The organism is Halomarina pelagica (genome assembly GCF_024228315.1).
Taxonomy (GTDB): domain Archaea; phylum Halobacteriota; class Halobacteria; order Halobacteriales; family Haloarculaceae; genus Halomarina; species Halomarina pelagica.
In genome coordinates this window covers 188634-207525 of the sequence record NZ_CP100454.1, presented here as the reverse complement: position 1 = coordinate 207525, position 18892 = coordinate 188634, and the positions used below count along the sequence as shown (strand labels likewise).

At 56.7% G+C, this 18892-nt stretch carries 15 protein-coding genes and 2 pseudogenes; 9 read left to right on the top strand and 8 right to left on the bottom strand.

Annotation, left to right across the window (positions count from 1 at the left end; translation table 11 throughout):
* The first annotated feature begins 65 nt into the window (after nt 1–65).
* The 3 genes and pseudogenes from NKI68_RS01080 to NKI68_RS23730 all read left to right on the top strand — a co-directional run.
* Nucleotides 66–1037, top strand: a complete 972-nt coding sequence (locus NKI68_RS01080) for a deoxyhypusine synthase (RefSeq protein WP_254544842.1) — start codon at nt 66–68, stop codon at nt 1035–1037.
* Nucleotides 1038–1216: 179 nt separating this feature from the next.
* Nucleotides 1217–1525: pseudogene (locus NKI68_RS01075) on the top strand (transcription initiation factor IIB); the annotation flags it as partial.
* Nucleotides 1526–1542: 17 nt separating this feature from the next.
* A pseudogene (locus NKI68_RS23730) lies at nt 1543–1629 on the top strand (hypothetical protein); the annotation flags it as partial.
* Nucleotides 1630–2219: 590 nt separating this feature from the next.
* Here the strand turns inward: NKI68_RS23730 and gdhB are convergent.
* The 3 genes from gdhB to NKI68_RS01060 form a co-directional block, all read right to left on the bottom strand.
* Nucleotides 2220–3521: a glutamate dehydrogenase GdhB gene (gene gdhB / locus NKI68_RS01070; RefSeq protein WP_254544841.1), complete on the bottom strand. Its 1302-nt coding sequence runs from the start codon at nt 3519–3521 to the stop codon at nt 2220–2222.
* Between the two features lie 2 nt (nt 3522–3523).
* The gene (locus NKI68_RS01065) at nt 3524–3667 is read right to left on the bottom strand and encodes a rubrerythrin-like domain-containing protein (RefSeq protein WP_254546458.1); all 144 of its coding nucleotides are present in this window, start codon (nt 3665–3667) and stop codon (nt 3524–3526) included.
* 115 nt (nt 3668–3782) lie between these two features.
* The gene (locus NKI68_RS01060; RefSeq protein ID WP_254544840.1) at nt 3783–6662 is read right to left on the bottom strand and encodes a bacterio-opsin activator domain-containing protein; all 2880 of its coding nucleotides are present in this window, start codon (nt 6660–6662) and stop codon (nt 3783–3785) included.
* Between the two features lie 254 nt (nt 6663–6916).
* On the opposite strand from NKI68_RS01060, the gene NKI68_RS01055 reads away from it, so the two are divergent.
* Nucleotides 6917–8155 carry an MFS transporter gene (locus NKI68_RS01055; RefSeq protein ID WP_254544839.1) on the top strand — a complete coding sequence of 413 codons (1239 nt, stop codon included), beginning with the start codon at nt 6917–6919 and terminating at the stop codon, nt 8153–8155.
* Nucleotides 8156–8701: 546 nt separating this feature from the next.
* Here the strand turns inward: NKI68_RS01055 and NKI68_RS01050 are convergent.
* Nucleotides 8702–8851 (bottom strand): hypothetical protein, encoded by a 150-nt coding sequence (locus tag NKI68_RS01050; RefSeq protein ID WP_254544838.1) that lies wholly within the window; start codon nt 8849–8851, stop codon nt 8702–8704.
* Between the two features lie 541 nt (nt 8852–9392).
* Between NKI68_RS01050 and NKI68_RS01045 the strand changes: the two genes are divergently transcribed.
* From NKI68_RS01045 to NKI68_RS01030, 4 genes are all read left to right on the top strand, one after another.
* Nucleotides 9393–9641: a hypothetical protein gene (locus NKI68_RS01045; protein WP_254544837.1), complete on the top strand. Its 249-nt coding sequence runs from the start codon at nt 9393–9395 to the stop codon at nt 9639–9641.
* Between the two features lie 174 nt (nt 9642–9815).
* On the top strand, nt 9816–10739 hold the full coding sequence (locus tag NKI68_RS01040; RefSeq protein ID WP_254544836.1) for a zinc-binding metallopeptidase family protein: 924 nt from the start codon (nt 9816–9818) through the stop codon (nt 10737–10739).
* A 78-nt stretch (nt 10740–10817) separates the two neighbouring features.
* Nucleotides 10818–11105: a hypothetical protein gene (locus NKI68_RS01035; RefSeq protein WP_254544835.1), complete on the top strand. Its 288-nt coding sequence runs from the start codon at nt 10818–10820 to the stop codon at nt 11103–11105.
* A gap of 506 nt (nt 11106–11611) precedes the next feature.
* Nucleotides 11612–13279, top strand: a complete 1668-nt coding sequence (locus NKI68_RS01030; RefSeq protein ID WP_254544834.1) for a sodium/proline symporter — start codon at nt 11612–11614, stop codon at nt 13277–13279.
* Nucleotides 13280–13868: 589 nt separating this feature from the next.
* Here the strand turns inward: NKI68_RS01030 and NKI68_RS01025 are convergent.
* Complete coding sequence (locus NKI68_RS01025) at nt 13869–15071, bottom strand: NAD(P)/FAD-dependent oxidoreductase (protein WP_254544833.1); 1203 nt, start codon at nt 15069–15071, stop codon at nt 13869–13871.
* Between the two features lie 79 nt (nt 15072–15150).
* Between NKI68_RS01025 and NKI68_RS23900 the strand changes: the two genes are divergently transcribed.
* Complete coding sequence (locus tag NKI68_RS23900) at nt 15151–15405, top strand: DUF7509 family protein (RefSeq protein WP_438267805.1); 255 nt, start codon at nt 15151–15153, stop codon at nt 15403–15405.
* Nucleotides 15406–15489: 84 nt separating this feature from the next.
* Here NKI68_RS23900 and NKI68_RS01020 read toward each other — a convergent pair whose 3' ends face one another.
* The 3 genes from NKI68_RS01020 to NKI68_RS01010 all read right to left on the bottom strand — a co-directional run bounded on the left by NKI68_RS01020 (nt 15490) and on the right by NKI68_RS01010 (nt 18804).
* Nucleotides 15490–16491 carry an acetamidase/formamidase family protein gene (locus tag NKI68_RS01020; RefSeq protein WP_254544832.1) on the bottom strand — a complete coding sequence of 334 codons (1002 nt, stop codon included), beginning with the start codon at nt 16489–16491 and terminating at the stop codon, nt 15490–15492.
* Between the two features lie 111 nt (nt 16492–16602).
* Nucleotides 16603–17826, bottom strand: coding sequence for a dihydrolipoamide acetyltransferase family protein (locus tag NKI68_RS01015; protein ID WP_254544831.1), 1224 nt, complete (start codon nt 17824–17826; stop codon nt 16603–16605).
* A 168-nt stretch (nt 17827–17994) separates the two neighbouring features.
* Nucleotides 17995–18804, bottom strand: a complete 810-nt coding sequence (locus NKI68_RS01010; protein ID WP_254544830.1) for an SDR family NAD(P)-dependent oxidoreductase — start codon at nt 18802–18804, stop codon at nt 17995–17997.
* Nucleotides 18805–18892: the final 88 nt, after the last annotated feature.

Sequence of the window (18892 nt, the reverse complement as noted above, 5' to 3'; positions counted from 1 at the left end):
GATGTACCGAGAATCGCGCGACCGAATCCGAGTTCTTCAAATCATCGGTCTGGTTATCCAAGTGCATGGACAACGACGACTCGCACGACCATGTCGTCCCTGGGAGTGAAGAGGAACTCAATACGCCTGACGTTCGAGGCTACGACTTTCGCGGCGAGTTTGACTTCTACGAGATGCTCGATGCCTACGCAACGACGGGATTCCAAGCGACACAACTCGCGGAAGCCATCGATATCGCCAACCGCATGCAGGAGGCGGACGCCACTGTCTATCTCACGTTCACCTCGAACATCATTTCCTCGGGACTGCGCGAAATCGTCGCGTATCTCGTGCGAGAAGGATACGTTGACGTTCTCATCACGACATCCGGTTCGCTGACCGAAGACGTCATTAAGACTGCCAAACCGTTCAAGATGGGTGAATGGGACGCAGACGAGGCAGCACTTCGTGAGCGCGGCATCAATCGACTCGGCAATCTCTTCGTCCCATCTGATCGGTATGTGTGGCTAGAGGAGTATTTGAACGACTTCTTCGACGACTTCTTTGCGGATGAGAAGGTCCGAACACCAACGGCGTTTGCACGGGAGTTAGGAAAGACGATTGACGACGAGGACTCGGTCTTGAAGCAGGCAGCGGACAACGACGTGCCGGTGTACTGTCCGGCGCTGACTGATGCTGAGGTCGGGAACTTCCTCTATTATTATCGCCAAGGCAACGATTCAGACGTCGGTATCGAGATACTCGACGACTACGACGCACTCATCGAGGACGGGTTGCTTGCAGACACGACGGGGCTCATCGCTGTCGGCGGTGGCGTCCCGAAACACCATGCGATCATGACGAATCTCTTCCGCGGCGGGGCGGATTACGTCGTTTACATCTCGACGGGGATGGAGGGTGATGGGTCGCTGTCGGGCGCACCGCCGAACGAGGCAGTCTCATGGGGGAAAATCAAGGAAGAGCGAGCGAACTATACGCAGGTCGAAGCAGAGGCGACACTGGTCTTCCCATTGCTTGTGGCCGGAGCTTTCAGATAACCGCCGTCCTGGTCTTGGCAACTCCAATTAGGAGTTATCAGAGACTTGATTCAAACTTCATGCCCCAGCGGCTTCTCTGTTAAAAACCGATGGTTTGGTCTGTACAGCTCGACGACGAAGCGCACGAAACAGAGCAATATGACGACTAAACTGAGAGTACTACCTGTTCAGGATACTGATCTGATAGGATCGTCCACCAGTCTAGCCGAGGGGAACGGATCTGTGAGGAGTGCGGACTCGTTATTGAAGACGAGCTAGTGGACTCTGGCCCAGAGTGGCGAGCATTCAGCCACCAAGAACGCCAGGAGAAGTCGCGGGTCGGTGCTCCAACCACCAACACGATGCATGATAAGGGCCTGACCACCCAAATCGACTGGAAGGACAAAGACGCGTATGGTCGCGCGATCTCGTCAAAAAAGCGATCGCAGATGCATCGCCTGCGAAAATGGCAGGAGCGGATCCGGACAAAGGATGCTGGTGAGCGGAATAACGAGAACGAACACAAAAAGAGGTGACAGACGTGGCGCAAGTAATTGAAGTGACTATTCGAAACCGATATGAAGAACAGACTGAGATGATGAGGCTGAAATAACGCCCCATCTTCGATATTCAAGCTAGCGTTCAACGCGTGATTTGACCCAAGGTTGCGCTTCGCCGTGAGCACTGTATTGGTCGTTTTCGGCTCGGAATCCTCGATAAGGCGGACACGCGTCTTCCAATCGGACATGAGGAGTGTTTCAGACGTATTTTGTGGCCTTCACCGTCGATATGCTATGACCCGGTCAGTCCGGCAAGGAATATTTGGACGTGGCCGAACGTGATTCGCATGGTGGCTGCGCCAAATCCAAAAGCAATGAAACTCAGTAATATAACGAATTCCGCCTTTGCGTCATTCAAATCGACCAACATCGTAAGAACCGCAAGTGATCCCGATAGTGCACAGATAGAACCTCCGGCGAGGAAGCTCAAACTCGTAAAAACTGGGTCCGCCAGACTCATGACCGGAAACGAAGGTGTGTAGACTCCAGCTACGTTCAGGCCGAAGCCTCCAAATACGTACCCGATGAAGCACATAATGGCGGCTGCACTTCCCAACGACGACAGCCGGTACAGTCGATAGAACCCTCGTTCAAGTGGAGTGGATGGCTGCCGTGTTCGCCTAGAGGGAGGATGATTCATCTGTTACGGCCATAACCCCCGTGCCTCGTGGGCTTCGGCGATCCGCGAGAGAGCGACGATGTAGGCTGCATCACGCCAGGTAACATCACGCTGCTCGAACTCTACTCGAACCGCATCCCAGGCAGCCTGCATTTCTGCCTCGAGTTCATCGTTCACCCGTTCGAGCGACCACGCTCTCCGATTGATGTCCTGGAGCCACTCGAAGTAGCTGACAGTGACACCGCCAGCGTTGGCGAGAATATCTGGAATCACGGCGACATCCCTTTCCGCGAGAATCGAATCGGCTGTCGAGGTCGTCGGGCCATTCGCACCCTCGACAACGAAATCCGCGGCAATCGCTTCCGCGTTCTCCTTAGTGATCACGTTCCCTAGTGCTGCTGGAATGAGTACGTCGACATCGAGCGTGAGCAATTCGTCGTTCGAAATGACGTTGTCCGCGTATTTGGTAACGGCTTCCGGTTCTTCGTCATGTGACGGGACAGACGCCGTATCGATCCCCTCTGGTTCGTACATGGCTCCGTTCACGTCGCTGATCGCGACTACTGTCGCGCCCCACTCGTCGAGCAGACGGGCAGCATTTGCACCGACACTCCCATAGCCCTGTACTGCAACCGTCGTCTCCTCGAGCTGGCGGTCATAATACTCGCAGACCAATTGCGTGACGATCGCAACGCTTCGTCCCGGAGCCTCTTCACGGCCTTCACTGCCGCCGACCACCGGCGGCTTCCCGGTGACGACGCCCGGTGTCGTCTCGCCTTCTTGCATCGAGTACGCGTCCATCAGCCACGCCATCGTCTGCGGGTCCGTTCCCATGTCAGGGGCGGGAATATCCTGGTTCGGGCCAATAACGTCGCGAATTTCCTGTGCGAACCGTCGAGTGAGCCTTTCTTTTTCCGTTGAACTCAGCTCCTTCGGGTTGACAGCAACGCCTCCCTTGGCCCCTCCGAATGGGAGGTCCATGACGGCACATTTCCAGGTCATCCACATGCCGAGCCCGACACACTCATCTCTGGTCACATCGGGGTGGTATCGGAGTCCCCCCTTAAACGGCCCTCTGACACTATCGTGTTGCGCTCGATAGCCCGTGAACACCTCGACTGTGCCGTCATCCCGCTTGATGGGGACCGTTACCTCGTGGACCTTCTTGGGATACTGGAGTCGTTCGACGATATTCGGGTCGATCTCTAGGTGAGTCGCAGCATGGTAGAGCTGGCGTCGAGCTGTTTCAAGCGCTGATTCTGATTCAGTCGTGTCAGTCGGGGCGTCTCCGGATTCGCCATGGCTGCTCTCGGATGTTGATGCCATGATTATTCGAGCGGCATCTGTCGATTTCGCATCGGTCCGCCACAGTCAGGACACTGGCCGGGGTTACTCTCTGCAATGAGGATGCTGCCACACTCGAAGCACTCGTATGGACGTTCCTCGTCGGGGGCAATTTTGACGTCTCTCATGATTGGTTTGAGTGCCAACAGACTGTCTAGGGCACTCTACCATAACGTAATAACTGTATAAGGGAATATTGAATGGTTAACTACCAAACCGCTACTCGCTATGTGGGTTCGTTATTTAACCAGTCTGTGCAGGTACAGCGGTCGAGAGGTTGTTCTCTTCGAAGAGCGTGGCGAACAGTTTGCGCTGGACGGTGCGAGCATGCTTGTAGAAGGCGGGCGGACTAATTCCGAGTGTCTCCGCGACCTCTTCACCCGTGCTCTCACGTGGTGACTCGAAGAAGCCGCTATAATACGCCGTTTGAATTACCTCGAGTTGTCGCTCTGTAAGCTTCTCGAGGAACTCCGAATAGATGTCACGATCGATCGACTGATCGAGTGTCTGCTTCGAGCGGAGTTCGATAGTGGAGAACGTCTCGCGGACGAGCTGCATGATCGTTCGAACGTCAATACTGTCCGGAATATCGATGACGAGCGTCGTCGTGGTCGGATCAGCAGTCGCCTCCCGAAAGACGGCACCGTGATCGGCCAGCTCCAAGGCGAGAAACGGCTGCGTAAGCCGGAGCCGCAAGACGCCACCCTCACCGTCTGCGCTGATTCGTTGTACCTCGTCGATTGCGACCAGCTGCGAGGCGGCTTCTGTAACATCATCCACCGCCGCGCCTTCAACGGTCACGAACACATAGCTACCTTCTGTGGATTGCTGGACCCCTCCTTGATACGAGATGGTACATGCTGCGTCCTGGGCCAGTCGTGAGAGGACGAACGTCGGGTCGTCGATAGCGAACTCGACGCGAGTCACAGCCGTCGTGAGCAGCGCGTTCTTCCGCTCGATCGCACTGAGCGCAGATGCGATGGTTTCACCGAGTTCAGCCAACACTGCCTTCGCTGTATCATCGAACGCGTCTCGGGTCGGTGCGTACACCGTCAATATACCGTGTGTGAGGTCGTTGTACACGAGCGGAATGCTCAACACAGAAAGGTAGTCTCGAGAGATGGCGTCCTTCCGCCACTGTTCGTCGCGGAGACCGGCGGCGACGTTCGATACCATTGTCACGTCGCCAGTGGCCGCGGTTTGGCCGGCCGGTTCTGTACCTGATGCCTGAATTCGGAACGACTGGCTGTCCAGATACCCCTGTTCAGTTCCTGCCCAGGTTCGGGGGTCGACGGTCTCGGTCGTTGGATCGACCGTCCCGATCCAAGCAAATCGGAATCGATCATCGGCGGTCAACAGCTCACAGACTGTGTGGTCGATTTCCTCGCGCGTCTCCGCTTGCACGAGGGCTTGATCGATCTCCCGAATCGTCTCGTTAATACGATTCAAGGCGGTCAGCTGCTCGTTTTGTTCTTGGAGTGTTCGGTCTTGCTCGCGGAGTCGTGTCTCCCGCGTGACGCGGTCGAGGGCTGCCTCAGCGGTTGCCGCGAGCAGGTCGGCCAGTTCCCGTGTCACATCGTCGAAGGCACCGACTTGGTTCGAGCCCGCGATGAACACACCGTGATTGCCGAGTGGAATGTAGGTCGCACTCCGGAGGTCAGTCGCTCTGTTTTCGAGTCTATCTGCGTCGTGGACATCGTCGAAGAACAGTGGCTCATCCTCAACGAAACTATAGCTTGGGAGGGTTTCGCCGTCGGCGTGCACGGTTGGGAGCGGGCCGTTCAACTCCCTCATCGTCACAGAGTGGGCCGCGGGTCGGAGATCGTTGGTATCGGCATCGAAGAGATAGACCGCACTTGCATCCAGATTGAGCACGCTGGGTGTGTCGTCGACGACGTGTTGAGCGATTTCCTGGTGAGTTTCGGTGTAGAGGAAATCGCGGGCAGTCTCGTGGAGTGTCGCGAGTGCCTCCTCGTGTTGTTTGCGTTTTGTGATATCTCGACAGCTGAAGAGGAGCGTCCCGTCCTGAATCGCCACCTCACGAACATTGACGAGGAGTGTGTGCTCGCGCCCGGCTTTGTCGGTCGCCGTACACTCGATGTTTTTCAAAACGCCCTTCTCCGCAAGCTCCGCCCGATCGAAGAGATCCTCATCGAGGAGGTCGTCGATTGTCCCCCGCTCTCGAATCTCGTCCACAGTGTACCCGAAGATGAAGTGCACGTTCGGACAGACGTAGGTGTACTCGCCGTCCTCGTCCGTGATGAGGACGGTGTCGGCCATGTTGTTGAGCGTGACGCGGTGGAGTTCCTCGGATCGGCGGAGATCGCGTTCGAGGTTGACCCGTTCAGTGATGTCGACGCCTTCGACGAGGATCGAGACGAGATCCCCGCGTTCGTTCTCGACGGGACGAACGGAAAGATCGATGATACGAGCGTTCTCGATCTGGGGCGACTGTGGAACGACAGCGTGACCGAACGTCCCGTCCAGGACGGTTTCCACGAGGTGGCGCACGTCCGCCTTCGTTGCGTCCGCCTGCGACCACCACGGAAGCATCCAAAAGGGTTCGCCGACGATCGTTTCGACGTTCTCGTCGATCATCTCGCGCGCCGTCTGGTTGACACGGGCGAGTGAGCCATCCGAATCGAGCACCCACATCGCCGTCCGCGAATCGTTGAAGATCGCGTCGAACTGTCTGGCGCGCTCCCGCTGGGTGGCCGACCGCCGTGCAGACCGGATCGAACGTGCGGTCCGGTCCAGTAGCTCCTCGGTTATCTGTTGGGCCGATTCCGTCAGTGCGATGTAATCGGTAACGCCGGCTCCGATGGCTTCACTGGCGATCGCTTCGCTTCCGGAGGCGGTACCAACTATCACGGGAAGAGCGGTCGTCTCGTCGCGAATTTCTCTGAGGAGTTCCAAGCCCGTTGCCCCATCGAGTATATACTCTGTAATGAGACAGTCCGGTGTCCTCATTCGGACGATGTCGAGCGCCTCTGCTTTGGTTCTAACCGTTTGCACAGTCGCGTCAGTCCGGGTCTCGAGCGTCTCTGCGAACCTCCCGATCCACTCGCGCCCCCCGACAAGCAAGACACAGGACGAATCGAGTATAGTAGGAGAAGACACCATTATTCGAACGCTAGTGTCGGGTGGACGTTCTCCCCCGTGTCGCTTCGAGATCTGATCCGTATCTGCTGTACTAGGTGGAGACGTACGGGCATGGTCGGTTTATTATCAAACCGCCAAAGGACAAAGAGGTTCGTTATGTAACCTACAGGGACAATGCTGCCGATGCACACCTAGGAACCGCTATCATCGGGAATCGTCGCGGTCGAAACAGCCATTCCCGATTCCTCCGTACCAGATACTCCCCCTCTCGATTAATGACTCATCGGACCAACGACACCCGATCGGTAGACCCGAGCCTTGATGAACCGTCACAGGATAACCGGACGACGTGGGGACTCGTCGTCGGAGCGAGCCTCATCTCGACGGGCCTAGCCGCCTATGAGATCGTTCCGGCGAGTGTCACCCCCATCATTCGTGACTCGTTGAACATCGGTCCGACCATCGCGGGCCTCCTCGTCGGGATAATGTTCGGTACTGCGGTCGTTACGAGCCTCCCGGCTGGCGCGGTCCTCGATCGAACGGACTCCAGGACCGCAATGGCAGTTGCGGTGCTTACGCTCCTCGTCGCTGGGAGCTGGGGCTGGATCGCAGGTCGTCAGGGCGACTATCGATCAGTGATCGCATCGCGAGCGCTCGGTGGCGTTGCGTACGTCGTCGTCTGGAACGCCGGCATCGATCTGGTGAGCCGGGCTGTGAGCGCTGCGAATCAGGCGACTGCAGTCGGTATCTTCACCGCGAGTGGTCCGATCGGATTCGCTCTTGGGCAGGGACTCGGCCCGCTCATAGCCGAGCAGTTCGGGTGGCCCGCTATCTTTCTCGCATTTACCGGGGTCGTACTGGTCGGGCTGGTCGTGTTCTGGCCAGCAAGTCGGGGACTTGGACGGAGTCGGGGAGAAGCGCCCTCGGTTTCGGAGTTCGGCGCAGTACTCCGAAACCGGAACGTGTGGTTGGTCGGGCTCCTCGGGTTTCTCGGCTACGCGCTGTACCTGTTCGTGAATAGCTGGGGCTCGTCGTACCTCACCGAGGAGCTTGGCCTCTCGCTCGCAGTGAGTGGCCTCTTAGTAGCAGTGTTCCCCGCAGTTGGTGTCGTCTCGCGGGTCAGTAGCGGGCTCCTGTCCGATCGGGTCTTTGGCGGTCGCCGCCAGCCCCTCGTCCTCGGTTCGTTCTGCGTTGCAGCCCCGCTCGTGCTCGCCTTTACTCGGTTTCGCTCACTCCCACTTCTCGTTGCGCTCTTGCTCCTCGCCGGATTTGCGGTCCAGCTAACGCTGGGATTGTCCTTCACGTACGTCCGGGAGGTCGTCGACCCGCGGGTCGCCGCCACAGCAGTCGCGTTCCAGACGAGTATCGGACTAGCGGGAGCGTTTCTCGCGCCGATCGCGGGCGGCGTTGTCGTTGATCTGGCTGGATTCGATACCGCGTTCACGCTCGCTGGAGGCCTCGCTCTCTGCGGCATTGCGATAGCGTGGCGAGCACCGGAGCCGGCGAACGTGTAGTGGGCGTTTCGGTTATCGACGGTTTCACTGAATCCGCGGAGGGCGACTGATTTCACTGTTTGACGGCTTGTTCGACGTTGTGAACTACCCCGCCCTGAAGGGCGGAGCTTCCTGCTTCCACGACGCGCTTTTTTACCACGGTGCGTGGCATAGAGAGCGCAGTCTCCACAGGCGTTGGGTTCGGACCGTCCCCTTCCTACCTGTTCGACGGTCCTGATGGCGTCAGTGGCCACCTGCGCAGGCGTGTTCTTGCCCTCTAACGCACCGGCAGACGCCGACCGCCTTACTACCCCATCAGCCAGACAGGGTAGTAAGCGGTTGGGACGAGCGGAAACAGACGATGACGGCGATTCATCCCCGCCCTCAAGGGCGGGACTTTCTCGCCTGCAGTCACGTAAAAGCGACGTCCTGTGTCAAGATTGGAGGTTTCCCCGCGCCGCACTTGCTCACATCAGCCTGCACCCTCTAACGAAAAATCGTCGGTGAGCGTCGGTGGAACCTCCGGATGAGCACGAGCGTAAGAACGCCGTCCATGGGGCGCGGGCATCAGCCCGGAGTGAGATAGAGGCGGTCGTCGACCTCGTAGAGATAGCCCCGACTGAGCAATTGCGTGAGCGCGACATCCGCTTCCGCCTCGGTGAATCCGTGGTCCCGCAGCATTTCACGTGCAATCGCTGGGCGCATCCCTTCGGTCATCTGTAGAGGTGATTCGAGGTGTGCAAGTGCGTCGCTTGCGAGTGAGCCAAGCGGTGTCTGTCGGGTTGAAGTGGGGTCCATGAGCGATCGTGGGGAGAGGGGTAGATCAGCCAGGTGATGCGATGGTTTACTCTTTGGGCAACACGTCTTGATGTTTCGGACGGCCGTCTCTCCCTCTTACTCTGTTTCCTTCATAGTCCGCTATCGAAGGCATGGACACCGTACCTACCTGCGTGTCTAACCGCACATAGATTGTCCACGTGGGTTGTCGATGTGAGTTGTCGCCTCGTTCGTGACGTACCTTTCTTTCTCGGGTGCGTCTGAGGGCGATCCCTCACTCGCGGGATCGTTCAGTGTTGCCTCGGGGAATGAGACGAACGAGAGCACCGGAGACAAATAGTAGGCACGATCCGTCTCGGTCGATCGGTACTTGTGAACAGTGATCTGTTCTTTGCGGTGCTACTGGACGTTACAGAATCTCCGAGGATACGTCCGGTCAGGCAAATCTATTTGTTATGTGTTGCCGACTAACAATCGTCCGATGACGACTGACGAGTATGACATCGACGACGAATCGATTCCACACGATCTTCATTCCCGACGGTCGGTTCTCAAGACCGGCGCATTCGCTGGTCTGCCGTATCTCGCAACGCGTGGTGACGGCGAGCGGTTTCCTCCTTCTCGTACCGCCCACGCCTCGAACCCCAGTGAGAACAGAAAGACCAACGCCCCGAAGACGGTCGACGAATCTCAGATCGTCTCTAGTGGGCCTTCAGCCGTTAACTGCTAGATTCAAACGGGAGACACGGAGGACTGGAAACTAGCGATTCACGACTGAAGCAGCACTAGTGGACAGCTAGAGGAGTGGGTCGCGGAGAAAGCACAATTCAACAAGGGGTTCATGCCGCCTGGAAGCCGAGCACACGAGAACTACGTTGATCTTTTAGCACAGCGACTGCGAGAGGTGGGCGTCGACGATGTGACGCTCGAGGAGTTCACGTTCACTCGCTGGGAACCAACTGACTGGTCGCTCATCCTAGATCCAACGGACGATTCGGCTCCGCTTCCGGTGGCAGGGTATATCCCGTATTCCGGAACGACCGGACCTAAGGGTCACGATGCACCAGTCACGTATCTACCAGGGCTCTCGAACGATGGGACGACCGTCGTACTTGACGGGGTGCCAATCGGTGAGGCCATCTCGGCATACGACGTAGCGGACAAGATCGTCGTTGTCGATGTCCCCCTCCCGGAGATCTCCCTGTCGTCCCTCCGTGAGCAATTTTATTTCGTGAACGATTCGATTCCAGAGACACTCGCACCGACCTTGTTCACCGGACTTCTCGCGGTGCCTCAGATTCATGCCGCATTAGAAACGCAGAATGCAGCAGGGATGGTTGGGATCCTCCCGTTCGGCCCGGACGCTGCAAACAACCTCTATGCGCCCTTCGAAGGTGTCGTCGCCGATCTCCCAGGATTGTATGTCGATCAATTCACCGGACGACAGCTCAAACAGGAGCTCGCCACTGCCGGGGGGACGCTTCCAGGACGCCTCCGGCTTGAGGCAACCGTGGACGAGCAGGCGACCGCACGTAACATCGTTGGCGTCATCCCTGCACCTACCGATCGGGAACTCGTCCTGTGCACGCATACGGACGGTACAAACGCAAACGAGGACAACGGGCCGGTGGCAATTTTAGCGCTTGCCGAGTACTTCCGGCAGTTGCCGCGTGGACGGCGACCAGTGACGATTCGCGTCATCCTCACTGGTGGTCACTTCGCCCGACACAACGCTGGACTACGGGCATACCTTGACGATCATAAAGACGAGGTGAAGGAGAACGTACTCGCGGCGATCGAGCTGGAGCATCTCGGTGCATTGGAGTGAAACGAGCAGCCAGACGGGTCCTTTGAGCAGACCGGCGATGCCGGGCTCCAGCTGCTCCCAACCACTTCCAGTCAGGCGGTGGTCGAAGAGAGTATCGCGTTCGGCGAACAGTTCGAGCACCTATTCGTGCCTCCAAGTGAGGTTCTCTACTTCGGTGCTGGTGATCAGTGGCTTGAACTGACCGAACTCATCCAGTATATCACCGGCGAGAACTATCTGTTGAGCTACGGCTTCCCGGACGAGGTAGTCACGACTGAGTTCCACGATTACGCACTGATGCGGGCGCAGATCACCGCGTTCGCACAGATGGTGTTGAATCTCGGAAACAAACCGGTCTCTGCCTTCAACGAACCGTTCTCCGAGTAGCCGATGTGGCTTTCATCCCGGCGGTGGGTCTCCACGGGATAGTTTCGTATCCCGATTCATTAGGTCGGAGATTGAACCCTCCCTACAGGATACTGCAGCTAACGATCGCTATCAGGTCCGTGATTAGAGGGATTGGGCTGCGAAAAACATGATCGAATTCAAATCGACCTCATTGTGGTTTTTAGCTGGCAGTACGTCCCTCTGATAGATGATGATTAAATGTTGGGTGTCGGCCGTTCTTTGCCCTATTCATTCAGACGAGTCGATCGAGCCCCCGTCTGTTAATCCATCAGAATCGAATATTCTCTGTTCGACCCGAAATTATTTCGTGGTCTAATGGATAGTCCGAGTTATGCTGACATGGACCGAACTACTGCTTTTCTTCGGAGCGAACATCGTAGTGTGGCTTGGCACTGCATTGCTGTACGTGTACTACTTCCACGAATCTGATGAAACGGTTCTAAGAAGTGCCCAAGAGGAGTCTAGTTCCGAGAGGAGTGCCGATCATGGTTAGCACCATTATTTATGTGGAGTTTGCGATTTACCTGATCGCACTCCTTCTCATTGGTGCATATGGGGGGAGACTTACTGAGACCGCATCGGACTATCTCCTTGGCGGACGGAAATTAAACCTATTCAGTGCAGCGCTCAGCGAACAAGCGAGTTTGTGGAGTGGCTGGTTGGTTGTAGGATTCCCGGCGTTAATTTACGCAAACGGGGTTTCGTCACTCTGGTGGATGGTTTGGCAGATTCCACTCGGCATTGTAACGTGGGGGATTCTGGCGAAACGTATCGGGCGGTATTCACGTGTTCTGAAATCGTTAACCATACCTGGATTTTTATCAGCAAGACACGGAGATAGTCGTCATCTTATTCGGCTAACAAGTACACTTGTCATTGGAATCTTCATGACGGGTTATATCGCTGGACAGCTACTTGCTGCAGCGAGTGCAATTGCCGTGGGATTTGATCTCTCCTACGATGTCGGATTCCTGATCGCACTCGGTATCGTTGTCATCTATACGGTCATGGGCGGGTTCACTGCCTCCTCATACACGGACGTACTTCAAGCTCTGTTGATGACGGCGTTCGCCATCGTCGTTCCTATAGCCGTACTGATTGCGGTTGGCGGACCAACCGAATTGATGACCCAATTCAATAACGCTGCATCAGAAAATATGACCTCGTTCACCGGTGGACGAACACCGTATGAGTTCCTGATCTTCTCAACTATCGCAGTGATTGCGCTTGGTGGACTGGGTCAACCTCATGGTGTTGTACGATACATGGGAATGGCACGCCCCTCGAAAGCCGGATATGCGATGGTCGTCGCCATTGTGTTTATGTTAATTGCGTTGATCGGTATTCCGATAATCGCCCTCGGAGGTGTCGTCATGCTCCCCGGTGTTGAGAATCAGGACTTGATTGCGCCAATGATGATTCTCGAAACACTTCCGCCGTGGCTTGCAGGGTTTCTCCTCGCAGGAGGCGTTGCTGCTATAATGAGCACTGCTGATTCCCAATTGCTCGTTGCGGGGAGTGCGTTCGGTGAAGACGTATATAGTGGAATCATCAATCAGGACGCCAGTGATCAGAGTGTTCTCCTTGCGAATAGGGTAGCCGTCCTAGGTATCGGTGTACTCGCCGCAGCATGGGCGTGGATCACGCCTGGCTCAGTTCATACGACGATATTGTTCGCATGGGCAGGACTCGGCGCAGGACTTGGCCCCGCCCTCGTGATGTCTGTGTATTGGAAGAAAACAACGGGCACAGGTGTGATTGCAGGGATGGTGACGGGTCTCGTTACGACGATTGTGTGGAATCAACTGTCGGGTGGGCCATTCATGGTCTTCGATATCTACGAACTATTACCGGCGTTCACGTTGGCGCTATTAGCCGTCGTTATCGGGAGTTATCTGTCTGGCCCACCAGAGCGAGGCGAAAAGCAAATTGAGCGAGAACTCAACGAGATCGCAAAACCCCTCCAGGAGGAGATTGATATTGTACGAGACCGCCACTCCTCGGCAACTCCGGCCCTTGAACAGCGAGACGCAGAACGGATTTTAGCCGTAACGGAGGAGAACATCGTTACGACCTATCTCTCGAACGTCGAACTGGAATCACTCTCTATTGCAAACGAGTCCCCTATCTCGAGCAAAAATATACGGGAATAGACTAATTCGCGTACTGTGTTGCCAAGTCCAGGAGAGCGTGCTTGGATTTCTATTTGGAGGACGAATTCGGCAGATATGCACCGACTGTAGCGTTACGTGCCGTGATCTCGCCAGTGATTGTGTCAATTAGGTGTATGATTGATGGCGTCGCTGACGGAACGATCCAAAATAGTCGGAAGACAGTCTCGTCGTTTGTAGCCGTAATTTGTGGGGTTTTCAACGACTTATACCATGTATTTATTTGTCGTCGGACATACGAATGTGCTGTCTCCATGGCTGTCTGTCTATCTATTCGGGGATTCAAAAGAGACGTAGAATTGAAGGACTGGCTCTCAATTTCGGGGTAGATATCATTTTTTACGCACGTTCCTGTGAGGAGATCTACGGTAACAGACAGTGTGGTTTCACGGTTTTCGAATATCTTCCGTTCAATCTCGACATCATGCTGGGATATCAGCTTAGGCAATCCAATAACCCTGATCTGGTCTGTTGGTGTCGCTATATCGTGTGTATCTAATACCTGTTCGAGGGAATGATTCGGTTTAATTACATTAACTTCGTGCATCGTCTCTTCCTGGTTATTACGAGTCTATACGTTGTCCGAGGCTCGACCATGGCCGCTGGGTGATTCCTCAAATCGATCATATGAGAAGAAGCTTGCGTCGACCAACTGTGTCGAGCCTTCGGTGATAAGATCAGTCAATATTCTCCCTACCGCAGGAGCTTGCTTGAATCCGTGGCCAGAGAACCCACAAGCGAAGTAACATCCGTCAGGGCCGATCTGATCGAGAATGAAGTCGTGATCGGGGGTCGATGAATAGACGCCACAGTATTGACCTCTAATTCCTGCGTCTCGTAGTTCCGGGATCATCTCACCGAGTTTCTCAGTAAGTTCGAGGATCGTATCCTCGTCAGGACTGTTGTCGTAATAGTCTGGGTTGACCTCTTCAGCGGTATGATGCGTTGCTACTAAGATGCCGTCGCCAAAGTCAGGACGAATATACCACTCGCCACCTGGGAGGGCCGTGGTCGGAATCAATGACGGGTATTTGTTTTTGTATTCTCCCGGTGGGTCCAAGATGAGGATTTGCTCGCGCGTCACTGAAATCGGGATTTCAATGCCAATGTCTGCTCCAAATCGAGGAGTCCACGGTCCTGCTGCAACGACGACTGTATCGCACGCTACGTCACCTTCATCCGTTTCAACACCGGCGACGGAGTCTTCCTCAACGGTGATTGATTCAACGCTAGTTCCAGTAATCACAGTGGCTCCGTTTTGCCGTGCTGCACGGGCAAAGCCGTTTGCGGCATCCGCCCCATCTGAGTACCCGGCAGTGTCATCCGATACCCCGAAATCGTACGCATCTACGTCAGCAATCATCGGATATTGAGCCGGCAGTTCCTCGCTCTCGTACTTGGTCACGGGAATATCGAGAGATGAGAGAACTTCGTATCCTTCCTTGGCGTACGCGCCTCCTTCCTTGTCATTGTTCCCAAACCTGACTAAGGGGTTCTCCTCGTGGGCGATCACTTCCCCTGTTTGTTCTTCGAACTGCCGATAGAACTGGTGACTCCACCACGCCATTCTGCTGTAAATATCTTGTCCTCCGTAATGATGGCGGAGAATGGCAGACGAATCACCCGTAGACCCTGTCGCGATTCCACGCTTCTCCACTAGCGTGACGTCAAGATCCGTCTCTGAAGAGAGGAAGAACGCCGTACTAGTACCCATAATCCCGCCACCGATGATCACTACGTCAGAATGGCTTGGGAGAGTGTCTCTGTCGAGCATGAGCCGACCATGTTTGCAGTTTATTTTAATATTTGGATGAGTCTCGACAGCACAAGTCGGCGACGATCTCGGTGTCAGTATCGAGATTGGGAGTGTCCTTGAGGACCTGCTGTCGAGCGACGGCATGCAAGGGCCGGCGGCCGAGGCCACGTCACCAGAGCGCACACGTCGGATGATGGTCGCGACCGAACCGTCGGTGCGGAGTGTGATGCTCAGATCAGTGCATGCTAGGACACGAGCGTCCGGCCGTTCACTGATACCATCGACTGCTGTCGGCTGTGTGCGCGCAGTTCTACACCCATATCCTGAACGAGGAGCGCTCTGGCTCACTTGACCGCTTCGACTGAAGCGCGCGCCGAGAAGAAGCCGGCTAATCCCTTTTAAGCGTCTAATCGCACATGCTATCAACAGGCAACGATTACGGGGTTCTGGTGTCCGTGAACTGATCGAGGAAGGTCTTATCGAGTTTGACGCCGACCGTCGCGAATCCCGGGTGAACGAACTGGTAGAGCCGAACTGTGATCGCTGGGTTGAGACTCATCTGCACGTACGCCTCGCGCTTGCCCACCCCGTAGTCGGTCCCCAGTTCGGTCATCATCGCCTCGAAACAGCCGTTGACCGCATCCTCGATGCTGCCCGCGTTGACGGCCGAGTCGACGTGGATAATCGCGTCGTCGTCCTCGATCCGGAAGACGCCGGGGACGGGCGTGTCGACGATATCGACGCTGAGGACGAGTTCAGCGATGGACTCGACGGCGATCCCGGTGTACTCGGAGTCACTCTGTGAGGCGTGGACGTCGCCGACGAAGAGGAGGCCCCCCTCGTTGAACGAGTTCAGATACACCGTGCTGCCCTGATCGAGATCCCGCACGTCCATATTTCCGCCCCACGGTCCCTGCGAGGTGACCGAATCCTGCACCGTTCGACCGGGCGCTGTGGCGATCGTTCCGATGTGGGGGTTGAGATCCCACGTCCACTCGTGCTCGCCGAGGTCCATTCGCGCGCTCCCATCGGCCGTCGTCCCGCTCGGTCCCGGTTCGAGGTCGACCTCGTGGGCGAGGTTGACCTGACACTCCTCCCACTCACTTCGACCGACGAGACAGCCGAACTCCTCGAGGGTCGTCGTCATCCCCCGCTCCGGACGGATCGCCTCGACGGTTACCGCCAGGGTGTCACCTCGCTCTGCTCCTTCGACGTAAACCGGTCCGGCGAGCGGGTTCCCGTCGAACGCCGGCGGCGGGGCCTGTAGTCCCGGGACGTCGTCCGCCGTGAACTCGCCGAGTCCGTGATCGAACAGCGCCCCCTCGAACGCGTCCCACGTCTCTACCCGGAACGATTCGCCGGGGTCGACCGTCAACAGCGGCTTCATGTCCCGCCCGAACTCGTACTTCGTTGCCGCGTCCCTGTCGATCGTCTGCATACCACATCGTGCTCGGAGTGACCGACGATAAACCCGCTAGGTGCGTATTGTTCTAATAAACCGTTGTAGGGTCGAGTAACGTGGTTTCGCAAAGCAGGGAGGAGCATCGAGTTAGAAGGCGTCTAGCGCCGCCTCCGGATACTCGACGTACTCGGCCAATCGCTCCAGGAACGCACCGGAATCAGCGCCGTCCAGCACTCGATGGTCGATCGTCAGGCTGAACGTGATCACTTTCTCGACGCTCACGTCTCCGTCGCGTTCGACTGGTGCGTGCTTCCGCCGCCCGAGTGCGAGAATGGCGACCTCGGGTGGATTGATGATCGAGTACGAGACGTCCATGTCGAAGACGCCCACGTTCGTGACGGTGAACGTACCCCCCTGGAGGTCGGCAGAGTCGAAGTCGTCGTCGAGGACGCGCTGGACGACCGTTCGCCTCGTCGCGGATAACTCCGGGAGCGAGTGATCCGGCACCTCGTGGATGACGGGGACGACGAGACCACGCGGGCCGTCGACGGCGTATCCGACGTTGATCTCGTCGATCAATTTGTGAGTACCGTCCTCGAAATGGGCGTTGAACTCGGGGAGGTCCTCCAGAACCTCCCCGATGAAGTATAGGAGCAGGTCGTTCAGCGAGATGGCAACATCGTACTTCTCGTTAAGGCGGTTGGGGACGTGTTCGAGCTGTTCAATGCTCACTTCCCGGGTTCCCATCACGTGGGGTTTCTCCCGTGCGCTCTGACTCAGACGGTCGGCGATCGTTTTTCGGATGCCGGAGAGTTCACGTGACTCGGTAACTGTCAGCTCCCTGCCAACCGGAGTGGCCTGATTGTCTGCCTCGGTTCCTCCCGCATCGAGATACTGTTCGATGTCGTCTTCCGTGATCGCCCCCTGTGGACCCGTTCCTTCTATCGTACTCAGGTCGATATCAACGTCCTGCGCACGCCGTTGTGCGCGCGGCGTGGCTTTGACGTCCGCGTTCTCCGTATCCGTCGATCCATCATCGCTCACCGGTGTGACTGCCGATTTCGCGGCTTCCGATTCCGTGCTATCGTCGCTCTCGCCCTCAATATCATCAAGTGAGGGCACGGCTTCACCGTCGGCGCCGACGACGGCCAGCGGTCTACCGACTTCGATGGCGATCTCTTCACCCTCGTCGACGTACGTCGCCAGCAGTACGCCGTCAGACGGTGCTTCGATCTCAGCACTCGCCTTCTCTGATTCGAGCACCGCGACGAGCTGCCCCTCCGACACAGGGTCCCCGACGTTGACTTCCCACGAGACGAGTTCACCGGAATCGCTCAGTCCTAGCTTGGGAATCCTGACAATGGCTACCATTGCTTCCTACGCGTAGCCCGCTCTAATGAAGACTGCGCCCGGTCGAACTAACCGCACCAGGTGGCACCTATAATTCGCTTAGCTCAACGCGTATCCGGTCGTTTCTATCGTGGACTCTACGAGCTCGGCGGGAGACGTAGATCAGTCTATGTCGGCACCGCCGTGGCGTCACTCCTCGAGAAGTCCCATCTCGTTGAGTGTGTCCCAGTAGCTGTGGAGTCCTCGGATGTGTTGCCCTCCGTCAACGCAGATCGTCTCGCCCGTTACCCACTGTGCGTAGTCCGAGCAGAGGAAGGTGACTACCTTGGCGATATCGTCCGGTTCACCGATGCGGCCCAAGGGCGTTCGATCCACGAACTCCTCGCCAATCTTCCCCTCTAAGAGGCCGTTCCCTTCCGTCAGTGGTGTCCGAGTTGAGCCGGGAGCGACGGCGTTAACGCGAATGCCGTACCGACCGGCCTCCGCGGCGACGACCTTCGTGAACTGACTAACGCCCGCTTTCGCCGCGGAGTAGTGGGGAAGGCCGTCCGTCGCAGCGATGTAATTGAGGGAACTGACGTTGACGATGGAGCCATCGTGACCCACCTCCAGGATGTGGTTGAGAACGGCCTTCGTGCAGAGGAACGGCCCGTTGAGACAGACATCAACCGTCTTCCGCCACTCCGACTCGGACATCTCCCACGTCCGGGCGAGTTCTGCTGCTCCAGCGTTGTTCACGAGGATTCCGACATCGCCGAATTGGTCCACAGTGCGGTCGACCATCGCCTCGACGCTCTCGGAGTCCGTTATGTCGCACTGAACTGCGATCGCTTCGCCGTCGTGTGTGGCCGTCAGTTCCTCACTCGTCTCGGTCGCAGTCGCATCGTCAATGTCCGCGAGCGCCACGGATGCCCCGTGAGCCATGAATGATTCGGCGATACCGCGACCGATTCCCTGTGCCCCACCAGTGACGATCGCGTGATTGCTAACAAGCTCCATGAACCGTGGTTACTAATCTACCGTATAAATATTTCCCAGGCGTCGACGCATAGGGAAGAACCGAACTGTATACCGTGCAGGGTAGTAG